At 72.3% G+C, this 26,849-nt stretch carries 26 protein-coding genes; 12 read left to right on the top strand and 14 right to left on the bottom strand.

Annotated elements, in window-relative coordinates; all coding sequences use genetic code 11:
* Window positions 1-11: 11 nt before the first annotated feature.
* Window positions 12-734, bottom strand: coding sequence for a GMP synthase (locus D8Y23_RS03130; protein ID WP_128216719.1), 723 nt, complete (start codon window positions 732-734; stop codon window positions 12-14).
* A gap of 65 nt (window positions 735-799) precedes the next feature.
* Here D8Y23_RS03130 and D8Y23_RS03125 point away from each other — a divergent pair, with 65 nt between their 5' ends.
* On the top strand, window positions 800-1,120 hold the full coding sequence (locus D8Y23_RS03125) for a hypothetical protein (RefSeq protein WP_128216718.1): 321 nt from the start codon (window positions 800-802) through the stop codon (window positions 1,118-1,120).
* Window positions 1,121-1,147: 27 nt separating this feature from the next.
* On the opposite strand, the gene D8Y23_RS03120 is transcribed toward D8Y23_RS03125, so the two are convergent.
* A complete protein-coding gene (locus D8Y23_RS03120; protein ID WP_128216717.1) occupies window positions 1,148-1,873 on the bottom strand; it encodes a LysR substrate-binding domain-containing protein in 726 nt (241 codons plus the stop codon).
* Between the two features lie 22 nt (window positions 1,874-1,895).
* On the opposite strand from D8Y23_RS03120, the gene D8Y23_RS03115 reads away from it, so the two are divergent.
* Window positions 1,896-2,285 carry a DUF1304 domain-containing protein gene (locus tag D8Y23_RS03115; RefSeq protein ID WP_128216716.1) on the top strand — a complete coding sequence of 130 codons (390 nt, stop codon included), beginning with the start codon at window positions 1,896-1,898 and terminating at the stop codon, window positions 2,283-2,285.
* Between the two features lie 198 nt (window positions 2,286-2,483).
* Here D8Y23_RS03115 and D8Y23_RS03110 read toward each other — a convergent pair whose 3' ends face one another.
* The 4 genes from D8Y23_RS03110 to D8Y23_RS03095 all read right to left on the bottom strand — a co-directional run bounded on the left by D8Y23_RS03110 (window position 2,484) and on the right by D8Y23_RS03095 (window position 9,247).
* Entirely contained in the window at window positions 2,484-2,891 is a 408-nt protein-coding gene (locus tag D8Y23_RS03110) for a transferase (protein ID WP_128216715.1), read from the bottom strand.
* Between the two features lie 210 nt (window positions 2,892-3,101).
* On the bottom strand, window positions 3,102-3,878 hold the full coding sequence (locus D8Y23_RS03105) for a DNA-formamidopyrimidine glycosylase family protein (RefSeq protein ID WP_128216714.1): 777 nt from the start codon (window positions 3,876-3,878) through the stop codon (window positions 3,102-3,104).
* Window positions 3,871-8,529: an ATP-dependent helicase gene (locus tag D8Y23_RS03100; RefSeq protein WP_128216713.1), complete on the bottom strand. Its 4,659-nt coding sequence runs from the start codon at window positions 8,527-8,529 to the stop codon at window positions 3,871-3,873. The genes D8Y23_RS03105 and D8Y23_RS03100 overlap by 8 nt, the downstream gene beginning before the upstream one ends.
* A gap of 64 nt (window positions 8,530-8,593) precedes the next feature.
* Window positions 8,594-9,247, bottom strand: a complete 654-nt coding sequence (locus D8Y23_RS03095) for an alpha/beta hydrolase (protein WP_128216712.1) — start codon at window positions 9,245-9,247, stop codon at window positions 8,594-8,596.
* A 132-nt stretch (window positions 9,248-9,379) separates the two neighbouring features.
* Between D8Y23_RS03095 and D8Y23_RS03090 the strand changes: the two genes are divergently transcribed.
* Window positions 9,380-10,000, top strand: coding sequence for an NUDIX hydrolase family protein (locus D8Y23_RS03090; protein WP_128216711.1), 621 nt, complete (start codon window positions 9,380-9,382; stop codon window positions 9,998-10,000).
* 22 nt (window positions 10,001-10,022) lie between these two features.
* Window positions 10,023-10,859 (top strand): AlbA family DNA-binding domain-containing protein, encoded by an 837-nt coding sequence (locus D8Y23_RS03085; RefSeq protein WP_128216724.1) that lies wholly within the window; start codon window positions 10,023-10,025, stop codon window positions 10,857-10,859.
* 326 nt (window positions 10,860-11,185) lie between these two features.
* Here D8Y23_RS03085 and D8Y23_RS03080 read toward each other — a convergent pair whose 3' ends face one another.
* Window positions 11,186-12,253 (bottom strand): threonine aldolase family protein, encoded by a 1,068-nt coding sequence (locus D8Y23_RS03080; protein ID WP_128216710.1) that lies wholly within the window; start codon window positions 12,251-12,253, stop codon window positions 11,186-11,188.
* A 79-nt stretch (window positions 12,254-12,332) separates the two neighbouring features.
* Here D8Y23_RS03080 and D8Y23_RS03075 point away from each other — a divergent pair, with 79 nt between their 5' ends.
* Window positions 12,333-13,850 carry an MFS transporter gene (locus D8Y23_RS03075; RefSeq protein WP_128216709.1) on the top strand — a complete coding sequence of 506 codons (1,518 nt, stop codon included), beginning with the start codon at window positions 12,333-12,335 and terminating at the stop codon, window positions 13,848-13,850.
* Between the two features lie 11 nt (window positions 13,851-13,861).
* Here the strand turns inward: D8Y23_RS03075 and D8Y23_RS03070 are convergent, their stop codons facing one another.
* Both D8Y23_RS03070 and D8Y23_RS03065 read right to left on the bottom strand, forming a co-directional pair.
* Entirely contained in the window at window positions 13,862-14,536 is a 675-nt protein-coding gene (locus D8Y23_RS03070) for an SDR family NAD(P)-dependent oxidoreductase (protein WP_128216708.1), read from the bottom strand.
* 177 nt (window positions 14,537-14,713) lie between these two features.
* Complete coding sequence (locus D8Y23_RS03065; RefSeq protein ID WP_128216707.1) at window positions 14,714-16,120, bottom strand: DUF6421 family protein; 1,407 nt, start codon at window positions 16,118-16,120, stop codon at window positions 14,714-14,716.
* 111 nt (window positions 16,121-16,231) lie between these two features.
* Here D8Y23_RS03065 and D8Y23_RS03060 point away from each other — a divergent pair, with 111 nt between their 5' ends.
* The 3 genes from D8Y23_RS03060 (at window position 16,232) to D8Y23_RS03050 (ending at window position 18,787) form a co-directional block, all read left to right on the top strand.
* Window positions 16,232-16,720 carry an Lrp/AsnC family transcriptional regulator gene (locus tag D8Y23_RS03060; protein ID WP_128216706.1) on the top strand — a complete coding sequence of 163 codons (489 nt, stop codon included), beginning with the start codon at window positions 16,232-16,234 and terminating at the stop codon, window positions 16,718-16,720.
* Window positions 16,721-16,914: 194 nt separating this feature from the next.
* Window positions 16,915-18,069 carry a sensor histidine kinase gene (locus D8Y23_RS03055; protein WP_240663744.1) on the top strand — a complete coding sequence of 385 codons (1,155 nt, stop codon included), beginning with the start codon at window positions 16,915-16,917 and terminating at the stop codon, window positions 18,067-18,069.
* A gap of 67 nt (window positions 18,070-18,136) precedes the next feature.
* Window positions 18,137-18,787: a response regulator gene (locus D8Y23_RS03050; RefSeq protein ID WP_128216704.1), complete on the top strand. Its 651-nt coding sequence runs from the start codon at window positions 18,137-18,139 to the stop codon at window positions 18,785-18,787.
* A 7-nt stretch (window positions 18,788-18,794) separates the two neighbouring features.
* On the opposite strand, the gene D8Y23_RS03045 is transcribed toward D8Y23_RS03050, so the two are convergent.
* A complete protein-coding gene (locus D8Y23_RS03045) occupies window positions 18,795-19,307 on the bottom strand; it encodes a hypothetical protein (RefSeq protein WP_128216703.1) in 513 nt (170 codons plus the stop codon).
* 83 nt (window positions 19,308-19,390) lie between these two features.
* On the opposite strand from D8Y23_RS03045, the gene D8Y23_RS03040 reads away from it, so the two are divergent.
* Window positions 19,391-20,008 (top strand): 2-phosphosulfolactate phosphatase, encoded by a 618-nt coding sequence (locus D8Y23_RS03040; protein WP_128216702.1) that lies wholly within the window; start codon window positions 19,391-19,393, stop codon window positions 20,006-20,008.
* Between the two features lie 7 nt (window positions 20,009-20,015).
* Here D8Y23_RS03040 and D8Y23_RS03035 read toward each other — a convergent pair whose 3' ends face one another.
* From D8Y23_RS03035 to D8Y23_RS03020, 4 genes are all read right to left on the bottom strand, one after another.
* A complete protein-coding gene (locus D8Y23_RS03035; protein WP_128216701.1) occupies window positions 20,016-20,504 on the bottom strand; it encodes a SprT-like domain-containing protein in 489 nt (162 codons plus the stop codon).
* Between the two features lie 29 nt (window positions 20,505-20,533).
* The gene (locus D8Y23_RS03030; protein WP_128216700.1) at window positions 20,534-21,061 is read right to left on the bottom strand and encodes a tetratricopeptide repeat protein; all 528 of its coding nucleotides are present in this window, start codon (window positions 21,059-21,061) and stop codon (window positions 20,534-20,536) included.
* A gap of 116 nt (window positions 21,062-21,177) precedes the next feature.
* On the bottom strand, window positions 21,178-22,044 hold the full coding sequence (locus D8Y23_RS03025) for a spermidine synthase (protein WP_128216699.1): 867 nt from the start codon (window positions 22,042-22,044) through the stop codon (window positions 21,178-21,180).
* 26 nt (window positions 22,045-22,070) lie between these two features.
* Entirely contained in the window at window positions 22,071-22,871 is an 801-nt protein-coding gene (locus D8Y23_RS03020) for a class II glutamine amidotransferase (protein ID WP_164878119.1), read from the bottom strand.
* Window positions 22,872-22,950: 79 nt separating this feature from the next.
* Here D8Y23_RS03020 and D8Y23_RS16935 point away from each other — a divergent pair, with 79 nt between their 5' ends.
* From D8Y23_RS16935 to D8Y23_RS03010, 3 genes are read left to right on the top strand one after another with little or no spacing between them, the layout of a single operon-like run.
* Window positions 22,951-24,207, top strand: a complete 1,257-nt coding sequence (locus tag D8Y23_RS16935) for an aminotransferase class V-fold PLP-dependent enzyme (RefSeq protein ID WP_205796766.1) — start codon at window positions 22,951-22,953, stop codon at window positions 24,205-24,207.
* The gene (solA, locus tag D8Y23_RS16930; RefSeq protein WP_205796763.1) at window positions 24,204-25,301 is read left to right on the top strand and encodes an N-methyl-L-tryptophan oxidase; all 1,098 of its coding nucleotides are present in this window, start codon (window positions 24,204-24,206) and stop codon (window positions 25,299-25,301) included. Before D8Y23_RS16935 ends, solA begins: the two co-directional genes overlap by 4 nt.
* A gap of 1 nt (window position 25,302) precedes the next feature.
* Complete coding sequence (locus D8Y23_RS03010; protein WP_128216697.1) at window positions 25,303-26,802, top strand: gamma-glutamyltransferase; 1,500 nt, start codon at window positions 25,303-25,305, stop codon at window positions 26,800-26,802.
* The last annotated feature ends 47 nt before the right edge of the window (window positions 26,803-26,849 follow it).

Below are 26,849 nucleotides of genomic sequence, written 5' to 3'. Positions count from 1 at the left end.
GCGAGCGCGTCTCACGCCGCGAGGGTGGCGAATGTTCGCAGCAGCAGGGTCGGCTGCTCGACCGACGCGGTGCGGACGTGCGCGGCGACCTCGTCGAACGCCTCGGCGTCGAAGTAGCCCGCTGCGCGATAGACCGCCATGCGGGCGACGAACGCGTCCGCCGTGGGCTCGGGGTGGAACTGTGTCGCCCACAGCGCAGCGCCGGCGCGGTACGCCTGTACGGGGCACGCGTCGTTGCGCGCGAGCAGTACCGCCCCGGGGGGCACCCTGACGGCGCCCTCCTTGTGCGCCGTCAAGGCCACGAAGCGGGGGTCCAGGACGCCGAACAGCTCGTCCCGCGTGCCATCGTCGGTCAGCATGATCTCGGCGGGGCCGGTGTCCTCTGGGTGGTCGAGCGAGACGACGCCGCCGAGCAGACGAGTCACGATACCGATCCCGAAGCACGTGAACAGCGTCCGCGTCCGTCCGTCCAGACCCGCGGATGCCAGGGACTCGAGGTCGCGTTCCAGGCGGAGCTGCGACTCGGTCTTGTCCGGGTCGGTGACGTTGAAGGGGCTCCCGCCCACCACGACGCCGGCGTAGCGCTCGAGGTCGCCGGGCAGGGGTTCGCGGACGAGATCGTGGTGCACGAGATCGTCGTCGTCGACGCCGAGCCCGTCGCGGAAGGACGCCCATTCGGCGGCCGCCGCCTCGCGCTGCGGACGCGCGCAGACGTAGAGGAGTCGACCGGTCACCCAGGGATTCTATGCGCGTCGCCCGCCCGACCCGCCGGGGTGTGACCTCCCGCGACAATGGGGGTATGACCACCGCCACCCTGCTCGTCACCGACGTCGAGAACCTCGGCGACATCATCGCCCACTTGCGCGCTGCCGCCGCCGACGTCGGCTGCGGGCTCACCGTCCGCTCGCTGGCCGGCGACGAGGTCGACGAAGCCCGGGCGGCGGAGTCCGCGCGCCGCGATCGCGAGCGCAAGCGGCTGCCCATTCCCGTGCGGGTCGACCTGCACACGCTGGCCGAGGGCGCGACGGTCGACGCCGAGGCGGTGTTGCGCGGAGCGCGTGCACGAGGTCTGCGAGGCGGCGCGACCGTCGACGAGGTGCGGCGCACGACGAAGCGCTGAGGTCGGAGCCGGGGGCGTCCCGTCGCGTCAGCGCGAGGATCGCGCGGTGCGGCCGCGCACGATCCCGACGAACGTCTCCACATCGTCCGTCGTCGCGTCGCGGCGCCACGCCAGCGCGACCGTCGAGACGGGCCCGTCGGCGAGGACGCGGTACTCGACGTCGCGGCGGTGGTGGGCGCGGGCGAGGGACATCGGCACGACCACCACGCCGACACCGGCGGCGACCGTCGCGATCGCCTCCGCCGTGTCCGCCGGAGGCGAGAAGGCGGGGGCGATGGCATCCGGAATCCGCGCTCCGAGCACATCGTCCGCCGGGACGATCACGACTTCCCCGGCGAGATCGCCGATCGAGATCTCGTCCTCGGCGGCGATGAGAGCCGAATCGGTGGACATGACGACGACCGGGAGCTCGTCGTAGAGAGGGATGACGTGCAGGTCATCGGCCTGATCGAGGGGAAGTCGCACCAGCGCGGCATCCACGTCGTGAAGGGCGGCGCGCTGCGTCGCCACCGGGATCTCGCGCAGGTCGAGCGCGACGTGCGGCATGCGATCGCGCCAGAGGCCGATCCACTTGCCCGGGGTCGCGCCGGGGACGGCGCCGAGGGTGAAGATGCGCGGCTCCTCCCGGGGCGTCGGCGCGGGGGTCGGTTTGCGCTGCGGGCGAGCGGGGGCCGGCTTGCGGGCGGGCGCCCCGGCGCGCGGACGTCCCGCGCCGCCACGCGAACCCCGTGACCCGCTCCCGTTCTTCGCCATACCCCCAGGCTAACGTGGGCTCATGGTCGGCATCCTGGCGCTCGTCTTCGCGGGGCTCGCGGCCCTGCTGCACGTCTACATCTTCGTCCTCGAGAGCGTGCGGTGGTCGCATCCCACCGTGTGGCGCATCTTCGGCCTGACCTCTCAGGAGGCCGCCGACACCACGAAGCCCCTCGCGTACAACCAGGGGTTCTACAACCTGTTCCTCGCGATCGGCGCGGCCATCGGTGTCGTGCTCTGGACCGTCAACGGTGTCAGTGACGTCGCCGGCCGAACACTGCTGCTGTTCTCGCTCGGGTCGATGCTCGGCGCCGCGCTCGTGCTCATCACGTCGGGCCGGAAGTACCTCCGGCCCGCCGCGGTACAGGGAACTCTGCCGCTCATCGGCTTCGTGCTGACCCTGCTCGCTTGAGTTCTTCGACGTCGAGAGATCCACGGCGACAATCTCGACATCGAACGAATATCGGTGGTAATTCCGTTCGATATCGAGATATCCCCACGTTCATTTCTTTCGACGTTGAACGAATAAACACGCCCAGAATGCGCGGCCAAAAGAAAACCCGCACGCTCCGTAGAAGCGTGCGGGCAATGGATGCCGAAAGCGTGAGGTTCACGCCGCTAGGCGAAGACCTCGCCGGTCGGTGGCGACGGCCTCGCCGTCGTTGATGACCTCGTCGTCGCCGATGAGCGAGCCGACCGCCACGCGGGCGTTCGACCCCACCTGCGTGCGGACGCCGATGTGCGCGCCCGCGCCGATCACGGCACCCGCGCAGATGTGAGCGTGCGGCTCGATCCGCGCCTCGGGGCCGATGACGGCATCCGACTCGATCCACGCCCCTCTACCGACACGGACACCCGCCGCGATCTGCACTCCGGGTTCGACGTACGCGCCGTTCTCCACCAGTGCCGACGGGTGGACCTTCGCGCCGTGCGCGACGAGTCCACGACCGTTGACGTGCTTGCGGTAGCGCAGCGTCTCGCCGTGGTCGTTCTCGATGTCGATGTAGTTCTTTCCCACGATCCCCTCCGATCGGCTCTCGGGTGAGCCGACTTGTGTGACAACCGATGCGGGCTCGATCTCATTCCCGTGCATGGTTGTTCGGCGCGGACGCCCGGACGGATTCCCGCCGGACCACGGCATTTTCCCGCTGCGCCGGTTTGTCTCTGACCGTTGTCGCACGGACGGCTTCAGAGCGACGGCGGGTTGACAGCGGGCTCGGAAAGGCTTTCATTCCGGCTGACAGGTGGGGCACCAGAACACGTTGCGCTCGCTCGTCGCGGAAGCGCCGAGCGTCGTCGCCTGGATCGGGGTGCCGCACCGACGGCACGGCGCTCCGTCGCGGCCGTAGACCCACATCCGGCGTCCGGGGCGGTTGTCGCCGGTGAAGGTGCGTTCGGCGCGCGGGAGGTTGGCGTGGATCATGCGGTGACCGAGGGCGATCGCGGCGGCGACGTCGATCTCGTTCGCCGGGGCGGTCGGGGCGATGCCGCGGACGAAGAGCAACTCGTTCGCGTAGACGTTGCCGAAGCCGGCGACGTTGCGCTGGTCGAGCAGTGCGACGTGGACGGCGCGAGTGTCGGCGGACACTCGGCGGACGGCCTCGGCGGCGTTCCAGTCGGGACCCAGGAGGTCGGGGCCGAGGTGTCCTACGACCCGATCCTCGTCGGCGGTCGGCAGCACTTCGACCATCGCCAGGTCGAATCCCACCGTGTCGGCACCGGTGACGCCGACGATCGCTCGAGCCTTGAAAACCGGGCGGCGCCACCGTTCCCCCGGGCGGTACACGTCCCACCGGCCCTCCATCTTGAGGTGGGAGTGGAGCGTGTACCCGCCGATGCGTTCGAGGAGGTGCTTGCCCCGGGCGACCACCTCGTGCACGGTTTCGCCCCGCAGGTCGGCGGTGGCGCTGCCGGGGACGCGGATGTCGAACTTCGTCACGGTGCGACCGGCGAGCGCGGCCGACAGCTTCGCGGCGGCACGGTGGACGGTATCGCCCTCAGGCACGGGCGGCCTCGCGCAGCGTGTCGCCCGCGGTGAGGCGACGCAGGGTCAGGCCGCGTGGCGATTCGACGAAGCCGGCCTCGCGCAGGGCCCGGCCCACCGCGGTGCCGAAGACGAACTCGCCGTTGACCTGCTCGACCGTGAGTGTGTCGAGGCGACGGCGCCGCGATGTGTCGGCCAGATCGCGGGCGGCCGCCTGCAGTCGCGCCTCGTCGTCGGTGAAGGCCAGGGCGCTGCGCCCCCCGCGTTCGAGGTAGAGCGTCAGGTCGCCGTCCACGAGGACGATCAGCCCTCCGGCCTTGCGTCCCGGGCGGTGGGTGACGCCCTCGAGCGCGGGCCAGCCGAGCGCGGCTCCGTAGGGGTTGGCCGGGTCGGTCGCGGCCAGGGTCACGGCCCGAAGCGGTGGCGGGTCGGCGACGGCGGCGAACTCCCGGAGACGGTCCACCGTGGCCGAGGCGGCGAACTGGGCGGCCCCGAGCTTCTCGATCACGTAGCCGCGACGGCAGTGCCCGGCCTCTTCGAACCCCGCCAGGATGCGGTACACCTGGGCGAACCCGCCCGGAACGCCCTCGGACTGCACCGCGCCACGCGTCACCACCCCGTACCGGTCGAGGAGCAGGCTCGCGGTCGCGGTCGCCCGGGCGGCGGCATCCGGTTCGCGCTCGGGCAAGAGCGACCAGCGGCCGCCGAGCGACGGTGGACGCGGTGCCGACGTGGGGCGCGGCAGGGTGGCGCCGCGATACATGCGGGCGCGCGGGGCGCGGCGGGCCACACGGTGGGCCTGACCGCCGCCGCCGAGCAGCGCCCGCACCGGCGCGAACGTGTCGTTCGTTACCCGACCGGCCCAGGTCAGCGCCCACAGGGCGTCGTTGACGGACTGCTCGTTCTCGGCGCCGACCAGCTGCTTCAGCTGCGCCGCGAAGTACGCCCCGCCGCCCTCGAGCGCCGACAGCAGCCGGGCTTCGAGCGAGTCCGGTGCCGGATCTTCGGGGTCGTCCGGATCTTGCAGCGTGAACGGAGCAGCCTCGGCGGGGTGCAGCGCGATCCACCCGTCCCGACCCGGGAGCGTTCCGTGTCCGGACCACACCACCTCGCCGGTCGCGGTCAGTTCGTCCAGCAGCCCGGGGGTGTAGTCGGCGACCCGCGAGGGCAGCACGAGAGACTCCCACGCACTCGCCGGGATGGGGACACCGGCGAGCTGCTCGACGACGGCGAGCACGCCATCGACGCCCTCGAGCGGTCGGGTGAGGTGCTGCCACACGGGGAGGAACCGCGCGTACGCGGACGGGGGGACGGGCTCGACGCTGCCGCGGATGGCAGCCAGCGAGCGCATGCGCAACCGGCGCAGGACCTCGGCGTCGCACCACTCGGTGTCGTCGCCGCGTCCGCCCACCGCTTCGGGCAGGAAGAAGCCGCTCGCCAGCCGACCTTGCGACTCGAGCCGCTGCAGGGTCAGCCGCGCCACCGCGACGCCGACACCGAAACGCTCGGCGACGGCATCCGTGGTGAACGGGCCGTGGGTGCGCGAATAGCGGGCGACGAGATCGCCGAGCGGATCGGCGAGGGGTTCGAGGAACGCGTTCGGGATGCCGACCGGCAACGCCGCACCGAGCGCATCGCGCAACCGCCCCGCGTCTTCGATCCCGGCGACGCGGGGGACTCCGGCGATCGTGACCGCGATGGCGCGCCGGTCGTCGACGAGGGTCGCGAGGTGCGAGGCGGCCTCGTCGACCGATTCGCCTTCGAGGCGTGCGGCCACCTCCGTGGCATCCAGGGGTCCGAGGAGTCGGAGAAGGTCGGCCACCCCCTCGACCCCGCGGACACGACGCTCCGGATCGAGGCGCTGCGCTTCGCGCTCGAACTGCGCGATGACGTCGGGGTCGAGCAGCTCGCGCATCTCGACCTTGCCGAGCAGCTCGCTCAGGAGTGCGGGGTCGACGGAGAGCGCGGCGGCGCGACGTTCGGCGAGGGGCGAGTCGCCTTCGTACATGAAGGCCCCGACGTACCCGAAGAGCAGGTCGCGCGCGTACGGGGAGGGCTGGCTGGTGGTGGTCTCGACGAGACGGATGCGACGTTCGCCGATCTGCTGCGCCACGCGGAGGAGGGCGGGGAGGTCGTAGACGTCCTGCAGCACCTCGCGGAGCGTTTCGAGGATGATCGGGAACGACGGATGCCGTCGGGCCACTTCGAGCAGCTGGGCCGAGCGCTGACGCTGCTGCCACAGGGGGGAACGGCGGTTCGGGTTCAGCCGTGGGAGCAGCAGCGCCCGGGCGGCGCACTCGCGGAACCGCGAGGCGAAGAGCGCGGAGCCCCCGACCTCGTCGGTCACGATCTGCTCGAGTTCGTCGGGCTCGAAGACGAAGAGGTCGGCCCCGGGCGGCTCGGCCGCGGCATCCGGGACCCGCGCGATGATGCCGTCGTCGCTCGCGACCGCGGCTCCTTCGACGCCCAGCCGCTCGCGGATCCGCGCATTCACCGCCAGCGCCCACGGCGCGTGCACCTGCATGCCGTAGGGGGAGTGGAGGATGATGCGCCAGTCGCCGACCTCGTCACGGCTGCGCTCGACGGTCAGTGTGCGGTCGGTGGGGAGGCTGCCGGTCGCCTCGCGCTGTTCGGCGAGGTACGCGAGGAGGTTGGTGATGGCGTTGTCGTCGAGACCCGATTCGCGCAGGCGCTCCTCGGCCTTCGCGCGGTCGGCACCGGCGACGTCGCGCGAGAACTTCCCGAGCGCCTCGCCGAGCTCGGCGGGGCGTCCGAGCCCGTCGCCGTGCCAGAACGGGAGCTTCCCGGGCTGCCCGAACGCCGGGAGGACATTGACACGGTCGTGGGTGATCTCGACGATGCGCCAGCTCGTCGTGCCGAGGGTGAAGACGTCGTTGACCCGCGACTCGTAGACCATCTCTTCGTCGAGCTCGCCGACGCGGGCGTTCTGCGACTCACCGGCGACGAAGACACCGAACAGGCCGCGATCCGGAATCGTGCCGCCGCTCGTCACCGCGACGCGCTGTGCGCCGGGGCGTCCGGTGAGGGTGCCCGCGTCGCGGTCCCAGACGAGCCGCGGACGCAGCTCGGCGAACTCGTCGGACGGGTAGCGCCCCGCCAGCAGGTCGAGGGTGGCCTCGTACGCCGAGCGCGGGAGGGAACGGAACGGCGCGCTGCGCTTGACCGTCTCGAACCACTCCTCGACCTCGATCGCCCCGAGGGCGGAGGCCGCGACGGTCTGCTGCGCGAGGATGTCGAGCGGGTTCTGGGGGACGGCGATCGCCTCGATCTTTCCCGACAGCATGCGCTCGGTCACGACCGCGGTGTGCAGCACGTCGCTGCGGTGCTTGGGGAAGAGCGCCGCACGGCTGACCTCGCCGACCTGGTGACCGGCGCGGCCCACGCGCTGGAGACCGGACGCCGCGCTGGGCGGTGCCTCGACCTGTATCACGAGGTCGACGGCGCCCATGTCGATGCCGAGTTCGAGGCTGCTGGTCGCGACGACGCACCGCAGGACACCGGACTTCAGCTCGTCTTCGACCTGGGCGCGCTGTTCCTTCGAAACCGAACCGTGGTGCGCCTTCGCGAGGATCGCCGAGACGCCCGCAGAGGATCCCGCCTGCGCCATCGTGGCGGCGGGCACGGTCGGTTCCGGCACGTCGATCCCGACGCGCTCGGCGTAGATCTCGTTCAGGCGACCGGTCAATCGCTCCGCGAGGCGCCGGGAGTTGGAGAAGACGATCGTCGAGCGCCGTTCCAGGATGCGGTCGACGATGGCCTCCTCGACGTGCGGCCACACCGACCCCGACATCTCGGTGCTCTCGGGTCGCTCGGAGAACCACTCGCCGTCCGTCGGGTCGTCCGGCGCCGGGCTGCCGGGCGGGGGCGGCGGGTTGAGCATGTCGTCGACCGGCACCACGACCGACAGGTCGAAGGCCTTGGTCGCTTTCGGGGCCACGATATCGACCGGCTGCGCGCCCCCGAGGAACCGGGCCACTTCGTCGATCGGCCGTACCGTCGCCGAGAGACCGATGCGCTGCGCGGGGGCGTCGAGGAGGGCGTCGAGACGTTCGAGGCTCACCGCGAGGTGGGCGCCGCGCTTGGTCGCCGCGACCGCGTGGACCTCGTCGATGATGACGGTGTGCACCCCCCGCAGGGTCTCTGCGGCCTGGCTCGTCAACATGAGGTACAGCGACTCGGGCGTGGTGATGAGGATGTCGGGCGGGTCGGTGACGAGCTTGCGGCGGTCGCTCGAACTCGTGTCGCCCGAGCGCACGCCGACTGTCACGGCAGGCACCTCGATGCCCAGCCGCCGCGCGGACTGACCGATGCCGACGAGAGGGGAGCGGAGGTTGCGCTCGACGTCGACGCCGAGCGCCTTCAGGGGCGAGATGTAGAGGATGCGGGTGCGCGCGGGGTTCGCGGCCTTCTTCGCGCCGCGGCGTGGGGGCGTGGCATCCACGATCTCGGGCGACTTCTCGCGGAACACGCGGTCGATCGCGAAGAGGAAGGCCGAGAGCGTCTTACCCGATCCGGTGGGCGCCACCACGAGAGCATGGCGACCGGATGCCACGGACTCCCACGCGCCCTTCTGCGCCGTGGTGGGCGCCGCGAACGCACCGCGGAACCAGTCCTGCGTGGCAGGACAGAATCTGTCGAGGACGTCGGCCATGCCGACATCTTCTCCCGGACCTCCGACATCGGGCCGGGGTTGACGTTCGCTGGCCGCGGAACGGTCAGCTGCGCGCGGCCAGCCGCGCGTCGAGGAACGCGCGCACGTCGGCGAGCTCCTCCTCGGACACCGAGTGCGTCAGTCCCGGGTACACCCGGCCCGTCAGGTCGCTGTGGGCGGGCAGCCACTGCGCCGTCATGTCGACGAGGTGCGGCGGGATCACGTCATCGCGGGACCCGCGGCCCCAGAACACCGGGGGCCGTCGTTCGGCCAGTGCGGCATCGCCGGGGAGCTCGCCACCCGCCGCGTACCCGGCCAGGACGACGGCGAACTCGACGGCGTCGGGGGCGACGCGAAGCGTCTGAATCGCGACGGCCCCGCCCTGCGAGAAGCCGAGGAGTCCGACCGGACGCCCACCGAGATGCTCGGCGATCCAGGCGATGAGTGCCTCCGCCGCGACGGTGACGTCGGCGGGATCACGCCCGTTCAGCCCCTCGATCGGGTACCACGACGCCCCGGGAGTCGGCCACGGCGGCGTGAGCGGAGCGCGCACGCTCGCGACCGCGAGCTCGTCGGGCAGATAGGGCACGAGACCGAACAGATCGTGCTCGTCGGCCGCATATCCGTGCAACAGCACCAGCACGGGGCGGTCGCCGACCGCGGCCGGCGACACCGACCAGCGGACGACGGACGGGTCGAGGATCGGACTCTCGCTCATGCGCCCATTGTGGCAAAGGCCTCCGACACGGCGTCGGGGCGTGGCATCCCGGCACTTCCTCCCCAGCCCCCGTATCGCGGAGACCGTCCCCACCTCGTAGGCATCGGCGCGGACGGTTGATATACAGGGAGCATGCCCGTGCGCACCCCCGACCCCGAACCCGGCGACAACGGCGACGAGCGCGAACCGCTCGCGGCCTCGTTCTCGGGCACGCCCACCGGCTCCGGCCCGAACACGAACCCCGCGTGGCTGAGCGAGGTCGAGCTCGCCGAGGCGCGCCGGCGGCTTCCGATGCTGTACGTCGAGGCGCTGCCCGTGCGCACAGACGGGATGGGCGCCGTGACGCAGGTCGGCATCCTGCTGCGGGCCACTCCGCTGGGCGAAATGACGCGCACCCTCGTGTCGGGCCGCGTGCGTTACGGCGAGACCGTGCGCGATGCGCTGTTCCGTCACGTCGAGAACGATCTCGGGCCCATGGCCTTCCCGCTCCTCCCGCCGCAGCCCGCGCCGTTCACGGTCGCCGAGTACTTCCCCCTGCCGGGGATGAGCGCCTTCCACGACGACCGCCAGCACGCGGTCTCCTTGGCATTCGTGGTACCGGTCACCGGCACGTGCGAACCACGTCAGGACGCGCTGGAGGTCACCTGGCTCTCGCCCGAGGAAGCGGCATCCGACGCCCTCTCCGCGGAGATGGAGGGCGGGCGCGGAACGCTGATCCGGCTGGGTCTCGCCTCGGTGGGCGCGCTGCGCTGACCCCCGCGGAAACCGGATGCCGATGGACACCTCGCTCGTCGATCTCGCGATCGCGCTCCCGGTGGTCCTGGCGCTGGCCGGTCTCATCGCGCTGCTGCTGCGGCGTGTGTTCGGACCCGCGCGGTCGCTGAGCATGCCGACCATGACGGTCATCGGCGTGCTCGGGGTGAGCGTCGGGCTGCTGCTGTCGGCATGGGTCGGCGGTGCGGCGCGGCTGTGGGTGCCGACGACGATCCTGTTCTCGGTCGGCGCGAGCCTCGGGCTGTCGGCCGTCATCGCCGCCGCGGTCGCGGCCGCGCGGCGGGACGGCGGCGACATCGATGTGGCGGCACTGCTGCGGGCGGGGGAGTCCGACCGCGTCGAGTTCAAGGAGACCGCGCGGTGGAACGTGCGGGAGAGCCGCAAGGACACGCGCATGGAGATCGCGGTCGCGAAATCGGTCGCGGCATTCCTCAACTCCCGCGGCGGCACGCTGGTGATCGGCGCGGACGACACCGGCGCGGCCGTCGGGCTCGAGCGCGACATGGCGACCATGCGCACGCCCGACCACGACCGGTTCGAGCTGTGGCTGCGCGACATGCTCTCGAAGGCGATCGGCCGCAACGCCGCCGCCCAGCCGCGCATCGTGTTCGCCTCGCCCGGGGACGGGACTCCGATCGTGTGCGTCGTGGTGTGTCGTCCGGCTCCGCGCCCGGTGTACCTGACGCAGCCCAAGGACGGCGGATCGATCACCGACCTGTGGGTGCGCGTCGGCAACTCCAGTCGCGCGCTCGGCGTCGACGAAGCCGTCGAATACGTGGCGCGGCACTGGCGTCCATCGCCCTCGACGCTCGTGCTCGGGCGTCCGTCCGCGCGCTGACCGCGGCCGGGTGGCGCGCCGCGCGTTGCATCCGGTCACGGCTCGACGTTCGCTTCCCTCACGCCGGGCGACGTGCGGCGAGAACAGGGGATCTCCCGGGAACAGGCGTATTCGGCGCGAATCGACCTGTTCTCGGTGCAACGCCTGTTCTGGCGGCACCGAAAGTTCGTGGCATCCATCGGCGAGCTCGAGTCCGGCTCGTCGTCTCGACCCAGAACAGGGGATACCACGAGAACAGGTCTCCTCCGCGCGGAACGGCCTGTTCTCGATGCCGCGGCCTGTTCTGGCGACCCGGCGTCCGCGCGTGAGATGCCGGACGGGCCTCGTCAGCGGGTGGTCTCGCGGGAGATCGCGGCGACGAACGCGTCGATGTCGGCCTCGGTCGTGTCGAACGAACACATCCAGCGCACCTCGCGGCGCAGCTCGTCCCAGTCGTAGAACCGGAAGCTGGTCCGCAGCCGGTCGGCGACGCCCGCGGGCAGCGTCGCGAACACGCCGTTCGCCTGCGTCGGCTGGGTGAACTCCACGCCCTGGATCGAGCCGTCGGCGAGTCCCGCTTCCACCCCGGCGCGCAGACGCTGCGCCATGGCGTTGGAGTGGCGGGCGTTGCGCAACCATAGGTCGTTCTCGAGAAGGGCGACCAGCTGCGCCGAGACGAAGCGCATCTTGCTCGAGAGCTGCATGTCGAGCTTGCGCAGGTACGTGAGTCCGGTGGATGCCGCCGGGTCGAGGACGACGATCGCCTCGCCGATCATCGCGCCGTTCTTCGTGCCGCCGAAGCTGAGCACGTCGACACCGGCGTCACGGGTGAAGTCCCGCAGCGGCACGTCGAGGGCCGCCGCGGCGTTGGAGATGCGCGCGCCGTCCATGTGCAGGCGCATCCCGCGGGCGTGCGCGTGGTCGGCGAGGGCGCGGACCTCGTCGACCGTGTACAGCGTGCCGAGCTCGGTCGATTGCGTGATCGAGACGACGAGCGGCTGAGCGCGGTGCTCGTCGCCCCAGCCCCACGCCTCGCGGTCGACGAGCTCGGGCGTGAGCTTGCCGTCGTCGGTGGGGACCGTCAGCAGTTTGATGCCGCCGACGCGCTCGGGGGCTCCGCCCTCGTCGACATTGATGTGAGCGGTGGATGCCGAGATCACGGCGCCCCAGCGGGGGAGCATGGACTGCAGGCCGACGACGTTCGCGCCCGTGCCGTTGAAGACGGGGTACGCCTCGACGCCCTCGCCGAGCAGACCCGTGAAGAGCTCCTGCAGACGGGCCGTGTAGACGTCTTCCCCGTAGGCGACCTGGTGGCCCTCGTTGGCCGCGGCGATGGCCGCCAGGACGTCGGGGTGGATGCCGGAATAGTTGTCGGACGCGAAGCCGCGGACGGCGGTGTCATGCAGGGGGGTCACCCCTCCAGCGTAGTCATCGGGGATGCCGCAGACGCCGGCCCTCTGGCCCATGTCGGAGGGGGTGGCTAACGTGAGCGGCATGTCCGAGACGCCTCAGCCCGCTGACTCCGCCGTGGCACCGATCGTGGATCCCGCCACCGGTCGTCGGGCGTTCCTCGGCGTTCTGGTCAACACCGCCGCCGCCAACGTCACAACGAGCTACCTGTGGTTCGCGCTGACGTTCTGGGTGTACCTCGAGACACGGTCGGTGCTCGCGACAGGCATCATCGGCGGCGCGTACATGCTGCTGCTGGCGGTGTTCGCGATGCTCTTCGGCACGATCGTGGATCGCCACCGCAAGCACCGGGTGATGGTGGTGTCGGGGGTCGTCACGCTCGCGGCGTTCCTCATCGCCGGTGCGCTCTGGCTCCTGTTCCCCGAGCGTGTGTTGCTCGACCTCGGCGGGCCGTGGTTCTGGGTCTTCTCCGGCGTCGTCCTGGGCGGCGCTGTCATCGAGAACATGCGCAACATCGCGCTGTCGACGACGGTCACTCTGCTGGTCCCCGAAGAACGCCGGGCCAACGCGAACGGTCTGGTCGGTACGGTGCAGGGCCTGTCGTTCGTCGTGACGAGCGTGTTCAGTGGGCTCTCGGTCGGGCAGTTGGGCATGGGGTGGACGCTGGCTATCGCCATCGTCCTGACGCTCGCCGCCCTCCTTCACCTCCTGACCATCCGCATCCCCGAGAAGCGCCCCGAGCCCACCGGTGAACGCGCGCCGGCGGTCGACGTCCGGGGCGCCGTCCGGGCCGTTCGGGCGTCGCCGGGCCTGTTCGCGCTCCTCATCTTCTCGACGTTCAACAACCTCATCGGCGGCGTGTACCTCGCGCTCATGGACCCCTACGGGCTTCAGCTCTTCAGCGTCGAGGCCTGGGGCCTCGTGCTCGGGATCACCGCGACCGGCTTCATCATCGGCGGCGGCCTTGTGGCGAAGTTCGGACTCGGGCGCAATCCGATCCGGACCATGTTGCTGATCGTCATCGGCATGGGCGTCCTCGGGGCCACGTTCACTCTGCGCGACTGGTGGTGGCTGTACATCGCCGGTATCTGGGTCTACATGGCACTCATCCCGGCGGTCGAGGCGGCCGAGCAGACCGTGATCCAGAAGGTCGTGCCCTTCGAGACGCAGGGACGCGTCTTCGGTTTCGCTGCGGCCTTCGAGTCCGCGTCGGCGCCGGTCACCGCGTTCCTCATCGCACCGATCGCCGAGTTCGCGATCATCCCGTACATGGACGGCGCCGACGGTCGGGCGACCTGGGGGTGGCTGCTCGGCGACGGGATCGGGCGCGGCATCGCGCTCGTGTTCCTCTTCGGCGGCCTCGTCATGGTGGTGGCGGGGGCGGCCGCTTTCCTCACGCGCTCCTACCGTGTGCTGTCCCGGCAGTACCAGACCGCGTCCCCCGCGAGCGAGCCCGACGAGGCGGGCGATCCGGCCCCGTCCGCCGATCCGCCCCGACCCGCCGATGAGGCATCCGCGCTCGCCGCGCGCGCTGGAGGAAGCCCGGATGCCGAGGCACCCCCACCCCGCGAGCGCACGGGCCCGCCGCCGACCGGTGACTGAACCGGGGTGCGTCAGGCGCCGAGCTCGATCGTCACGTCGTTGATGTCGGCCGCGGGGTCCTCCCACAGTCCGAGGAACGCGAGCGCGAGGGCGTCTTCGAGTCCCGCGAGGCTCTTCACCCGGAACACCACCGCGGCGGCCGACTGCTCCCGTCCGGCATCGCGCGCCGCCTTGGCGAAGCCCTGGGCCACCGCCCGCGTCCACGCCTCGCTGGCGGCCTTGACCGCGGCGTAGTTCGCGCCGCCCGCCAGGGGTCGTGCGACGACGGTCGACGACACGATCGCGAGGCGACCGGCATCCGAGGCTCGAAGGTCGGCGTCGAAGGTCCTCGTCACGTTGCGCAGTGCGGTGAATGACCGAAGCAGGAAGGCGAAGTCGTCGTCGCTCTGCCCCGCGAGCCCACCGCCTCCGCGCCATCCCCCGACGAGGTGCAGGACGCCGTCGATCCCGCCGTGCGCGGTGCGCACTCGGTCGCGGAGCGCGTCCACGGCATCCGGGTCGGTGAGATCGCACTGCGCGGTGACGACACCGTCGATCTCTTCGGCGACGGATGCCAGGCGACCGGCGTCGGAGCCCACGACGACCGGCGTGGCCCCCGCTGCCCGGAGCGCGCGGGCGACGCTGCGCCCGGCCGCGCTCGTTCCGCCGGCGAGCAGGACCGCCCGCCCCTCGATCCCCGTGCCCATGCGGCCTCCTCCGTGGTTCGGTTCGGCGGTCGCCCAGCGACGTACCGTCGTGCGGACATCGTGTCCGACACACCGCCGCGCCCGCCACCCCCTGTGGAGTGTCGGCCACGGACTCCGCGCGACGGCCCGGATTCGGGCCGCAGCCCGACGGTCCGGGCCCGGCCGCGGCTCGGACCCTCAGTCGCGGCCCGTGATCCCCTCGGTCGAGGCGATCACGGGACGCATCTTCTTCTCCAGCGCCTCGAAGAACATCGACAGGGGGAACTCGTCGTCCAGCACCGCGTCGGTGTACCCCTTGGGAAGCCCGGCGAGTACGTCGTCCGACAGTCCGCGCGCCCACGCCGAGGCGGGGTGCGGCGTCACGACGGAGCGCACGAGATCGTACGCGGCGAGCCAGTGCGCGGTCTTCGGGCGGTCGATCGAGCGCCAGTACAGCTCGTCGATCGCGTCCGCGAGCGCGACCACCGCGGCGGGGACCTCGTCCCAGTCGAACGCGAGCGACGTGTCGGTCCAGTGCAGCACGCGGCGCTGGTGCAGCCAGGCGAAGAGCAGCTGCCCGCCGAGTCCGTCGTAGTTGCGTACGCGCGAGCCTGTGATGGCGAAGCGGAAGATGCGGTCGAAGATCACCGCGTACTGCACGAGCTCGGCGTGCTCGAGCATCGCCTGCTCCGCGGCATCCAGGTCGTCCCGCACGGACAGTCGCGCCTGCAGCGACACGCATTCCCGGAACGCGGTCAGGTCGCAGCGCAGCTCCTCAAGCGAGTAGAGGAAGAACGGCATCCGCTGCTTGATCATGAACGGGTCGAAGGGCAGGTCGCCGCGCATGTGCGTGCGGTCGTGGATGAGGTCCCACATGACGAAGGTCTGCTCGGTGAGCGCCTGGTCGTCGAGCATTTGCGCGGCGGCGGCCGGCAGCTCGAGCTTGGTGATCTCGGCGGCGGCGCGGGTCACGCGGCGGTACCGGGCGGCCTCGCGGTCCTGGAAGATCGCGCCCCACGTGAACGTCGGCACCGCGCGCATCGCGACGGTCTCGGGGAAGAGCACCGCCGAGTTCGTGTCGTACCCGGGCGTGAAGTCGACCAGGCGCAGCGAGACGAACAGGCCGTTGGTGTATTCGGTCTCCAGGCGCGCGATGAACTCGGGCCAGATGACCTCGACGAGGACGGCCTCGACGTGCCGGTCGCGCGACCCGTTCTGCGTGTACATCGGGAACACGACGAGATGACGGATGCCATCGACGCGGTGCTCCTGCGGCTGGAAGGCGACGAGCGAGTCGAGGAAGTCGGGCACGCCGAAGCCGCCGTCCCGCCAGCGCGCGAAGTCGACGACGGACGCGCGGAGATAGGCGTCGTCGTGGGGGAAGAGGGGAATGAGGGCCGAGATCGCATCGACGATGTCGGCGATGAGCGCGGCGGCTCGGGGGTGGTCGGTGCCCTCGGGGACCGAGCCGTCAGCGGCCTGCAGCGACTGCAGTTCGACAGCGGCATCCTTCAGCAGGTTCCACGCGGGCGTGTCCTCCGCGGTGGCCGCGGTGTGCCCGTCGAGCAGGTCGTGCGCGGAACGCGCGGGCGTTGCGAGGGTCATCGAAGCCTCCGATCGGTTAGGGCGGGAAATATTCCTGTTGAAGCGTCATGCTAACGGAAAATGCACGCACCCCGCCACGGCGGGCGCGCGGCATCCTGCTACTCTCGGCCCATGTCCGACGGTTCCGTTCGCCCCGCGCGGCTCGACGACACCGTCGACGCGGCCATCGTGCGCGAGATCTCCCTCGACGCGCGCGCCACCCTCGCCCACCTGTCCGAGAGGGTCGGCCTATCGGTGTCGGCCGTGCAGTCGCGCCTGCGGCGACTGGAGGCCCGTGGGATCGTCCGCGGCTACCGCCCCGTGCTCGACGCCGAGGCCCTCGGCCGTCCGCTCGCCGCCTTCGTCGAGATCACGCCGCTCGATCCCGCGCAACCCGACAACGCTCCCGAGCTCCTCGCCCACCTCGCCGCGATCGAGGCGTGCCACTCCATCGCGGGCGATGCCGCGTACATGCTCTTCGTGCGCGTGCCCACGCCGCGCGACCTCGAGACGCTGATCCGCGACATCCGCGCGGCCGCGCAGGTCAACACGCGGACGACGATCGTGCTGCAGACCTTTTTCGAGGCTCGCCCCATCGAACCGGCCGATTTCCCGGCCTGAGGCGCCGCACCGTCGTTCGGTGTCCAAGACACGCCGATGCGGCTTGTGGCCGTCCGCGTGTCTTGGACACTCAACGGGGTGGGGGCTCCGCAACGGCGCGAGGGGAGCCCCGGCCCCAGGGCGGCTCGGGGGCCGCTCGCGAATACATCCACCGACGGATGCCACGACCCCCACGCCCGCGTAGCGTGGCGGGAATGCGCATCGCCCTGCGTCCCCTGCTCCGGTACCAGCTGATCGTCGACCTCGTCGCGGCCGGTCTCTTCGGGTTGCTCGCGTTCGTCATCGAGATCACGCCCGGTGATGTCACGGGCAATCTCGGCGCGGCGGTCGTCACCGTCCTGTTCGCTGCCGCGTTCGCCTTCCGGCGTCTGCAGCCGGGGGTGGCCCTGGTTCTGGCGTGGGTCGCCGCGATCGTGCAGATGTCGCTCCTGCGCTCGCCGAGTCCGACCGACGTGGCGGTGTTCGTGGTGCTGTATGCCGCGGCCGCCTACGGCAGCCGCCGCGTGTACTGGGCGGGCTTCGTGTCGACGTTCCTCGGCGCGGCCACGGCAACGGGCTATCTGATCCTGCGCGGCGGGCTGCAGCTGTTCTCGACCGAGAGCGCCTTCGCCGTCCTCGCGGTGCTCCTGACCTCTGGCTTCGCCTTTCTGCTGTCGTGGGGGGCCGGTGCGCTGGTACGCACAACCCGTCGTGCCGCCGAGAACGCGGCCGCGCAGCGTGCGGCCGAGGAGGCCACGATCGCCGAGCAGGAGCGGGTGCGCATCGCCCGTGACATGCACGACGTCGTCGCCCATTCGCTCGCCGTGGTGATCGCGCAGGCGGACGGTGCCCGGTACGCCGCCGCGCAGAACCCGGCAGCCGCGACGGCGGCGCTCACGACGATCTCGTCGACGGCACGCGCGGCGCTCGCCGACGTGCGTCTCCTTCTCCAGCAGTTGCGCCACAGTCAGGCGGAAGGACCGCAGCCCACCCTCGCCGACCTCGAGTCGCTCTACGCGCAGGTGCGCGCCGCGGGCGTCGACCTCGACGCCGCCGTCGACCCCCATCCCGACGCGGACCCGCCCGCCGCGGTTCAGCTCGCGCTGTACCGCATCCTGCAGGAGGCGCTCACGAACGCCCTTCGCCACGGATCCGACGCTCGCGTGACGGTGCGCTTCGCGTGGCATCCGGATCGGGTCGACCTCACCGTGCGCAACCGACGGGTCGTCGGCACCCCACCGGCCGTCGGAGGGCACGGCGTCATCGGGATGCGCGAGCGCGCGCAACTCGCCGGTGGGACGCTCTCGGCTCAGCCCGAGTCCGACGAGTTCGTCGTCCGCGCGATCCTGCCGATCGGCGCCGCCGCGTGACCGGGTCGGAGAGCACCCGGCAGAGTGGATGCCGACCCGCCCCCGCCCCTCGAAAGGACCTGTGCCGATGACCTCGCCGATCCGCGTCGTGCTCGTCGACGACCAGGCGCTGTTCCGCGCCGGCATCCGGATGGTGCTGGATTCGCAGCCCGACCTGGAGGTCGTCGGCGAGGCGTCCGACGGTCGAGAGGGCGTCGAGGTGGTGCGGGCGACGCGTCCCGACATCGTGCTGATGGACGTGCGGATGCCGGTGATGGACGGGCTCACCGCGACCGCCGAGATCCTCCGGGATACCGGCGCCCCGCGGGTGGTCGTGCTCACGACGTTCGATCTCGACGAGGCGGCGGCGCGGGCGATCCAGCACGGCGCGAGCGGGTTCCTCCTGAAGGACTCGGATCCGGAGTTCCTCCTCTCCGCCGTGCGGACGGTGCACGCCGGGTCGGCCGTGATCGCGGCGCAGGCGACGCGCGACCTGTTCGCGCATATCGCGCAGGGGGGCGCGACCGACCCGCTGCCGCCGAGCTACGCCGCTCTCACGGACCGGGAGCGCGAGATCTTCGCCCTGGCCGCGGCGGGTCTGAGCAACGCCGAGATCGCCGCGCGCGAGTTCCTCTCGGAGGCCACGGTGAAGACGCACGTCAGCCGCATCCTCGCCAAGCTCGCGCTGCGCGACCGGGTGCAGCTCGTGGTGTTCGCCTACCGCCACGGGCTGGTCTGAGCTCCGACTACCCTCCCGCGGACTCCGGCGCGGGCTCGGGGTCGTGCGCCCAGGTGGGTGCGAGGGCGCGGATGCGTGTCGCGCGCCACTGCCACATCGCCCAGAGGCCGGGCCATAGGGCGGGCGCGGCGGCGCCGCCGATCGTCAGCCTCTCGCGCCACAGCGTGCGGTTCGGATCTCCGGGGACCGCCGAGACCGCCATCTGGTGATCCCAGACGTCCAGCACGGCGAGGGCGCCGGTCAGGGGGACGCCCCAGTCGCGGAACACCCGCACGGGGCCGTTGCCGTCGCTCGTCTCGCGGTCGGCGACGGAGATCAGCTGTCTGCCGACGGGGAGGATCCCCGCGACCCGCATCTGCACCGGCACATCGTCGCCCGACGCGAACGACGTCGGGGCCTCCTCGAGAGGCTCCACGTTCAGCAGGGGCCCGTAGAGCTCCGCGACCGCACGCGGCGAGTGCAGGGCTCGCCAGGCGGCATCCGGATCGCAGTCGATCTCGAACTTCAGCAGTATGCGCATGCTCGCATCGTGCCATCTCCGCGAGGCATCGCGCGCGGGTTGACGGGCCGCGGATCCTCCGGTGCCCGTCGTAGGCTCGAAGGATGCCGAACACCCCCGACGCGTTCTCGCAGTCCGAGTACCAGGTGCGCATTGAGTGGGGCGAGGCGGGGCTCCATCGGGTAGCCCCGGCTCACGTCGTGGTCGTGGTGCAGACGCTCGGATCGACCGCCCGGGTGCTGGCGGCTGTCGAGCGCGGGGAGGTCTCTCCCGTGCAGGCCGACGCCGCCGACCGCATCGCGCTCGCCGCGGAACGGGCCGGTGCGCACGTCGTCGTCGGCGGGATCCGCAACGCGGCCGCCGTGGCCGCCCATGCACTCGAGGTGCAGCGCTCACGCGGCGACCGCACGAGCATCGCCGTCATCGCCGTGGGCGACTCCGACGCGGGAGACACGCGATTCGCCGTGGAAGACCTCCTCGGCGCGGGCGCCGTCGTCGCCGCGCTGGGCGACCTCGGCATCGACCACGCCTCGCCCGACGCCGCGGTCGCGGGCGAAGGCTTCCGCGCGCTGCGCGGGGCCGTGCGGCACCTGCTCACCGCGAGCGGCACGGGGCGGCTGCGCGCGGACGCGGGCGCAGCCGACCTCGTCCTCGCCGCGGCCGCGCGCGATGCGGCATCCGTGGTCCCCGTGCTGCGCGACGGGGTCTTCACCGCCGCCTGAGGTCGGCTCAGCGCGGCGTCGCTGCGGCGAGCCGCGTCGCGGGTGTGATCTCGCGGCGCACCCACGTCAGCGCGAACCGCGGGTCGAAGGACGGCGCGCACCTCGCGCACGACGTGGGACGGGTCGCCCGGCGGTGGCGATAGGCGATGTGTCCGGCCGGGCAGGTGCCGACCCACGGCGCCAGTTCGACCGCGGTCTCACCGGCGTGGGTCGTGCCGCCGACGTAACCGAGCTCGCGGGCCGCGCGCTTCCACGACGGCCCGTGACCCGCCGCGGCACCGGCCACCGCGTGGGCGACCTCGTGCAGGAGGGTCTGATGGTTCGTGTCGTCGTCGTAGCGGGCGGCGAGGTAGCGCGAGACGCTGATGCGGCGTCGGCCGTAGTCGCACAGCCCGGCGCGGCGCTTGGCGTTGTCGAAGGCGAACGACCATGACTCATCGAGGTGCAGGGCGATCAGTGCCTCTGCCCACACGCGCACACGCTGCAGATCGGACATGACGGAAAGCGTAGAGAGGGGCTCCGACGTCAGCTCGCGACGACCGCGCGGGTTCGCCGGCGATCGGCGGCGTCGATCGCCAGGAGCGTCGACTCGAGTTCGGCGTCGCTGGCACCGGCGTTCTGGCGGAGGAAGAGCGCGCGCTTGAAGTCGCGGCGGGCGGATTCGTAATCGCCCTCGTCGTAGTGCACCTTGCCGCGGTGCTGCAGGGCGAACGCGGCGATACCGGCCCAGCCCTGGCCCTCGGCCTCCTCGGCGCACGCGGTGAGCTCGTGCTCGGCGGCGGCGAACGCCCCCCGGCATTGCTGGATCGTGGCGTGCAGGATGCGGGCCCGCAGCAGATCGCGGCGCGTTCCGGCCATGCGGGCGACGCGCACGGACTGTTCCGACACCGTCAGTGCCTCGTCGAACCGGTCGAGCACCTTCAGCAGCCAGGTGCGCTCGAGCAGGGCGGGGAGGCTGCGCTGCGAACCGATCTCCTCGAGCCGTTCCGCGCACTCGCGAGAGTCGGTGATCTCGCGCAACGTGTCGGGGTCGTACCCGTGGATGTAGCTCACCGTCGCTCCTCTCGAATGGCCGATGTCTCCCAGTCTGCGGTGCCGGTGGCGGATGGTCCGCCGCGCCACACCGACGGGTCGCGAACCCGCGTGGGCGCGCGTCGGGACGCCGCGCGTCAGCGGTCGAAGATGGATGCCGACGGCTTCGGCGACGGCGTCGCATCGGCGTCCGTGGCCGGGCGCGCATCGCGGATGAACTCGTTGATCTCGGCGCCCTGGGCGACTTTCGCGGGGTGGGGGCCGGCGGCCATGAGACGCGGCAACCACTCCACGGGCAGGGGAGCGGACGATGCGGCGACGACGAGGTTGCCGAACCGGCGTCCTTTCAGCACCTGGACCTCGGCGAGCACGATGACCTCGGGCAGCACCGCGCGCACGGTCGCGACCTGGCGCCGTGCGAAGGCCAGCCCCGGGCCGTCCGAGACGTTGACGAGCAGGACGCCGTCGGGGGCGAGGAGCGTGGCCGCTTCGCGGTAGAACTCCACGGTGGTCAGGTGCGCCGGCGTCTGGGCGCCGGAGTAGACGTCGCTCACGAGCAGATCGACCGCGCCGTGGAGTCCGGTGGGCAGGCGCCCCAGGCCCGCGCGGGCGTCGCCGATGCGCACGCGGATCGCGGCGCCGCGGGGGAGGGGGAGGTTCTCCCGCACGAGGTCCCAGAGCGCCGGCTCGAGCTCGATGACCTGCTGCCGCGATCCGGGTCGCGTGGCCTCGACGTAGCGGGGGAGCGTCAAGGCACCCGCGCCCAGGTGCACCGCGGTGAGGGGTTGTCCCGGCATCCGGAGCCTGTCGATGACCGCGCCCATGCGCGCGACGTACTCGAAGTGCAGGTGCGTCGGATCATCGAGGTCGACGTGCGACTGGGGCGTGCCGTCGACGACGAGTTCCGACCCCGAGACGAAGGTCGAGGCCGTCACCCGCGCGGTCGACCCGTCCGACAATCGGGCCGTCGGCGCGTCGTCCGGTTCCACCCGCATCCGTGCCATACGTCCACGCTAGTCCGCGCGGCACCTCACACGTTCGCGCGGAGGGGGATCGGGGAGGATGCCACGGACTCGGGGGTCAGGAGGGAGACCGTGTCGTCGGGGAGCGGGGTCCAGCCGGCGAGGGGGATGCCGGTCGTCGCGACGACGCGCGCGCCGCTGGCGGTGCGGCGGGTGACGAGGACGTTGTAGTCGTCGCCGTGGCCGGGCGGCAGGTCGGCGAGGTCGAGTCCGCGCGCCGCGAAGGCGGCGAGGGGGGCGGGACGTCGGGCGGACGAGTGCACGACCGCCAGGGCGGTCGGGGTCAGGAGGAACGCGTTCAGGCAGGCGTCGGGATACGACGCGCGCACCGAGGCCACGGCATCCGCGATCCGGGCCGGGTCGACCGCGGCGCCGGGGTCGATGGCGCGTCGAAGGCGGGCGAAGTACAGCTCGCTGTCGTTGCTCCCGCCCAGCGACGCGCGCTCCTCGCCGGTGAGTTCGGCGCGCAGTCGATCGGCGGGGGCGAGGGCGCCGTTGTGCTGGAACGCGCCGTCGCCGAACAGGAACGGCTGCGCCTCGGCCTCACCGGTGCCCGTCCCCGCGCTGCCGAAGCGCAGGTAGAGCACGGCGGCGGTCGAGGGAACGGGGACCGCTCGCCTCAGATCGCCCCGGGTGGCGGGTCGGCCTGCCGCGACACGGGCCGCGACGCCGGCGCGGGTGCGCCATCCCGCTCCCCACCCGTCGGAGTGGACGCGGGAAAGGGCGGCGAAGGATGCCAGGACGTCCTCGCCGAGGGCCGCGGAGGCGGCCAGCGGCTCGGGGCCGACATAGGCGAGCATGCGGGACACGGCACCTCCCAGATCGTCCAACACAGATTGGATCCACATGTAGTATGTTTGGATCCTACTCGGAGGTATCCCGTCGCCCATGAACCCGCTCCCCCTCGCAGACGCCGCACCGGCCTCGGCGTCCGCGTCGCCCGCGGACGGGCCCACCATCGACGTCGCCGCCGAGCGTGACCGCACGACGGGTTCGACGCTCGCGAGTCACTTCAACGCAGCCGGCGCGGCCCTGCCGTCGCGGGGTGTGGTGGCCGCGGTCGTCGACCACCTCCGTCTGGAAGAGGCGAAGGGCGGGTACGAGGCGGCGGCCGAGCAGCGCGGCCGCCTCGACGCGGTCTACTCCTCCGCGGCCGGACTGATCGGCGCCGAGCCGGGCGAGATCGCGCTGTTCGACAGCGCCTCGAGCGGGCTCCGCGTCATGCTCGACGCTCTGCGGCCGACGCGCGGGCAGCGCATCGTCGCCTCGAGCAGCACGTACGTCAGCCACGCGCTGCACCTCATGAGCGTGGCCCGCGAGCACGGCATCGACCTTGTGATCGCCCCGTACGACGAGCGCCGCCGCGTCGACGTCGCAGCCCTCGAGGCGATCCTCTCGGACGGGGTACCGTCGATCGTGACGGTCGCCCACGTGCCCACGTCGTCCGGACTCGTCGAGCCGGCCGCGCAGATCGGAGAGGTCGTGCAGCGCTACGGCGGGACCTACATCCTCGACGCCACCCAGTCGGTGGGCCATCTCTCGGTCGATGTCCGCGAGATCGGGTGCGACGTCCTGGTCACTACCGGTCGGAAGTTCCTCCGCGCCCCGCGCGGTACCGGGTTCGCCTACGTGCGCGACGGCCTGCGCGAGCGCCTTCTGCCGGCCGCGCCGGACGTGCGCGGTGCCCGGTGGGTGTCCAGCGCGTCCTGGGAACTGGATGCCACGGCCCGCCGCTACGAGACGTGGGAAGGCGCGATCGCCGCGCGTCTCGGTCTCGGGGCCGCACTGGACGAGGCCGCCGCGCGCGGCCTGGCCGCGACCGAGCGGTGGCTCGTGTCCGCGGGGGATCGGCTGCGCACCGCGCTCGCCGGAATCGACGGCGTCACCGTCGCCGACCCGGCGGGGACCCGCTCGGCGATCGTGACCTTCGTCGTCGAGGGGGTGGCATCCCCGGACGCCGTCGTCGAGCTGGCGCGCCGCGGCGTGCGGGTCGTGTCGGTTCCGGCGACCCACGGACAGTGGGACCTCGGCGACCGGGGCGTCCCCGGCGTCGTGCGTGCCTCGCCCCACGTGTACAACGACGACACGGACGTGTCGGCCCTCGTCGACGGGGTCGCGGCGATCGCCACGGGGATCATGCGATGACCGCGGTCGCCTCGGCGGACGTCGTCGTGCTCGGACTTGGCATCCACGGGATGTCCACCGTCGCCAGCCTCGCCCGACGCGGCGCGCGGGTGATCGGAATCGATCGCTTCGTCGCGGGGCACTCCCGCGGATCCTCGCACGGGCGTACCCGCATGATCCGTCGCGCCTACCCGAACCCGGTCTGGAACCCGCTCGTCGAGAAGGCCGTCGACGCGTGGGGCGAGCTCGAGCGTGCATCGGGCGAGACGCTCCTCCACCGCACGGGCGGCCTGTACGCGCACGAGGGGTCGTCGCAGCTCCAGGGTCCCGACTGCGTCCTCGTCGAGGACCGGGCCGAGATGGCGGCCCTCATGCCGTCGTTCGCGGTGCCCGACGGCTACCGCGCCGTGTACGACCCGTCGGCGGGCGTGCTCGAGGCCGAACGGTCGCTGGCGGCGCTCCGCCGCCTCGCGGAAGGCGCCGGAGCCGAGCTGCGCGACGGCGAGCGGGTGCTCGGCTGGGACTCGATCGCCGACGGCGTCGAAGTCCGCACCGATCGCGGGATCGTGCGCGCGCGTCGTCTCGTCGTCGCGGGCGGTGCGTTCGCCGCCCGCCTCCTGCCCTCGGTGGCCGACCTGCTCGAGGTCTGGCGCATCCTCACCGTCACCGTCCGTGCCGGCCAGCCCGCGGGCCTGCCGCCCGCCCTCGGGGCCTTCTCCGTCGATCGTCCCGAGGGGCTCGTGTTCGGCATCCCTGATGCCGATGGGAACGGCGTGAAACTGGGAGTGGATGCCGGCGAGGTCTGGGACCCCGAGACGCCCGTCGCCCCGCCGACCCCCGCCGAGGCGGAGGCGCTGCGCGACCTGCTGCACGCGTACGTTCCCGCGCTCGACACGGCGCCCGTCGAACTCGCCGCGTGCCTGTACACGATGACCGAGGACAAGCGCTTCGTCATCGGGCCGCTCGCCGACGCCCCCGAGGTCATCGCGGTGTCGGCCTGCTCGGGGCACGGGTTCAAGTTCGGGCCGGCGATCGGCGACGCGGTCGCCGACCTCGCCACCGGGATCGAGCGCCCCGACCTCGCCTTCGTCTCGACCGCGCGACGGGGGATCTGACGTGACCATCGCCCTCGCCGCCCCCCACGCCGCCGCCGTCGACGCGGGACGTTCCGCGATCGCCGCGGGAGGAAATGCGCTGGATGCCGCGCTCGCCGCGGCCGCGATGCTGACCGTGGTCTATCCGCACCAGTGCGCGCTCGGCGGGGACGTCATCGCGCTGGTCCGTCGCCCGGACGGCTCGACGACCGCGGTCGTCGCCGCGGGCACCGCGCCGGCCGCCGTCGCCGACGCCGCGGCGGCCTGGAGGGAGGTGCCGCGCGCCGGTGCGGGCTCGGTGACCGTGCCGGGCATGGTCGCCGGGTGGACCGCGATCGCCGAACTCGGCGCGGTTCTGCCGGTGTCGCGGGCACTGGCGTCGGCGGCGGAGGTCGCCGACGGCGGAACGCCGGTGAGCGCGGGGCTCGCGCGGGCCCTGGTCGCGCGCGCCGACGCGATCCAGGCGGACACGGGGCTGCGCGAGGTCTTCACCCGTGACGGTGAGCTGCTCGCCGAGGGCGATGCGCTCCTCCAGCCGGCGCTGGCGGCGTCGCTTCGCCGCCTCGCGGTCGACCCGCGCGACTTCTACGACGGCGAGATCTCCGGCTCTCTCGTGCGGACGCTGCGCGCCCACGGCGGCACGCACACGGACGCCGACTTCGCCGACTACCGCCCCGAGGTCACCGCGGCACTGACCCGCACCATCGGCGACGCCGCGTACAGCGTCGCCCCGCCGCCGTCGGTCGGCGCGATCCTCGTCGGCGTCGCGGCCGCCGGAGGGCGGCATCCCGGCGCGGGCGACCTGCTCGAGGCGAGCGTCCGCGGTGCGCAGGCGCGCGGCGCCCACCTCGGCGACCCCGCCGCGGGCCCGGTCGACCTCGAGGCGCTGCTCGCGCTGGACGCCCCGGCGCTCACCGGCCCGGGCGAGCCGCGTCCGCAGGGCGACACCGCCGCCGTGGTGGCGATCGACGACGAAGGCTACGCCGTGACGATCGTGCAGAGCGTCTACCAGACGTTCGGTTCCGGACTGCTCGACCCCGCGACCGGCATCCTGCTCCACAACCGCGGCGGCGCGTTCTCGATCGACCCCGCCTCACCCGCGGCGATCCGCCCCGGCGCCCGCCCGCCGCACACGCTCGCGCCCGCGATCGTCGACCGCGGTGACCTGACGGTGGTCGCCGGATGCCAGGGCGGCCGGGCGCAGCCGTGGATCCTCGCGCAAGTGCTGCCCGACGCCACCGTCCCGGACATCGACCTGGCCGAGCTTCTCGGCCGCCCGCGCTGGGTGATCGGGGATCGCGACCTCGGTCACGACCGGCTGACGCTCGTGACCGAACCCGGTGTCGCGCCGGAGGTCGTCGCGCGGGCCGAGTACCTGGGGCTCGGGATCGCCGCCTTCCCCGGACCCGCCGACGAAGCCGGCCACGTGCAACTCGTCCGCCGGTCGCGCACCGCCGGCGTGCGCGACGCCGCGAGCGATCCCCGCGCCGACGGGGTCGCCGTCCTCGTCCCGGCATCCTGACCCCACCCGTTCCCTCGCACCGCCCGCCCCACCGCACCGCCCGCCCC

Origin of the sequence: Microbacterium enclense (assembly GCF_004022425.1) — a bacterium.
GTDB classification, from domain to species: Bacteria; Actinomycetota; Actinomycetes; order Actinomycetales; family Microbacteriaceae; genus Microbacterium; species Microbacterium enclense_A.
Note: the sequence above shows the minus strand (reverse complement) of the source record. Positions and strands in the feature narration are given on the sequence as shown.

Coding starts and splice junctions, on each gene's coding strand:
- D8Y23_RS03060 (WP_128216706.1), top strand. CDS start 16,232: ATGTCCGACGGTTCCGTTCGCCCCGCGCGGCTCGACGACACCGTCGAC.
- D8Y23_RS03095 (WP_128216712.1), bottom strand. CDS start 9,247: ATGAGCGAGAGTCCGATCCTCGACCCGTCCGTCGTCCGCTGGTCGGTG.
- D8Y23_RS03115 (WP_128216716.1), top strand. CDS start 1,896: ATGGTCGGCATCCTGGCGCTCGTCTTCGCGGGGCTCGCGGCCCTGCTG.
- solA (WP_205796763.1), top strand. CDS start 24,204: ATGACCGCGGTCGCCTCGGCGGACGTCGTCGTGCTCGGACTTGGCATC.
- D8Y23_RS03100 (WP_128216713.1), bottom strand. CDS start 8,529: ATGGCCGACGTCCTCGACAGATTCTGTCCTGCCACGCAGGACTGGTTC.
- D8Y23_RS03040 (WP_128216702.1), top strand. CDS start 19,391: ATGCCGAACACCCCCGACGCGTTCTCGCAGTCCGAGTACCAGGTGCGC.
- D8Y23_RS03025 (WP_128216699.1), bottom strand. CDS start 22,044: ATGGCACGGATGCGGGTGGAACCGGACGACGCGCCGACGGCCCGATTG.
- D8Y23_RS03065 (WP_128216707.1), bottom strand. CDS start 16,120: ATGACCCTCGCAACGCCCGCGCGTTCCGCGCACGACCTGCTCGACGGG.
- D8Y23_RS16935 (WP_205796766.1), top strand. CDS start 22,951: ATGAACCCGCTCCCCCTCGCAGACGCCGCACCGGCCTCGGCGTCCGCG.
- D8Y23_RS03050 (WP_128216704.1), top strand. CDS start 18,137: ATGACCTCGCCGATCCGCGTCGTGCTCGTCGACGACCAGGCGCTGTTC.
- D8Y23_RS03075 (WP_128216709.1), top strand. CDS start 12,333: ATGTCCGAGACGCCTCAGCCCGCTGACTCCGCCGTGGCACCGATCGTG.
- D8Y23_RS03045 (WP_128216703.1), bottom strand. CDS start 19,307: ATGCGCATACTGCTGAAGTTCGAGATCGACTGCGATCCGGATGCCGCC.
- D8Y23_RS03125 (WP_128216718.1), top strand. CDS start 800: ATGACCACCGCCACCCTGCTCGTCACCGACGTCGAGAACCTCGGCGAC.
- D8Y23_RS03055 (WP_240663744.1), top strand. CDS start 16,915: ATGCGCATCGCCCTGCGTCCCCTGCTCCGGTACCAGCTGATCGTCGAC.
- D8Y23_RS03070 (WP_128216708.1), bottom strand. CDS start 14,536: ATGGGCACGGGGATCGAGGGGCGGGCGGTCCTGCTCGCCGGCGGAACG.
- D8Y23_RS03085 (WP_128216724.1), top strand. CDS start 10,023: ATGGACACCTCGCTCGTCGATCTCGCGATCGCGCTCCCGGTGGTCCTG.
- D8Y23_RS03090 (WP_128216711.1), top strand. CDS start 9,380: ATGCCCGTGCGCACCCCCGACCCCGAACCCGGCGACAACGGCGACGAG.
- D8Y23_RS03120 (WP_128216717.1), bottom strand. CDS start 1,873: ATGGCGAAGAACGGGAGCGGGTCACGGGGTTCGCGTGGCGGCGCGGGA.
- D8Y23_RS03035 (WP_128216701.1), bottom strand. CDS start 20,504: ATGTCCGATCTGCAGCGTGTGCGCGTGTGGGCAGAGGCACTGATCGCC.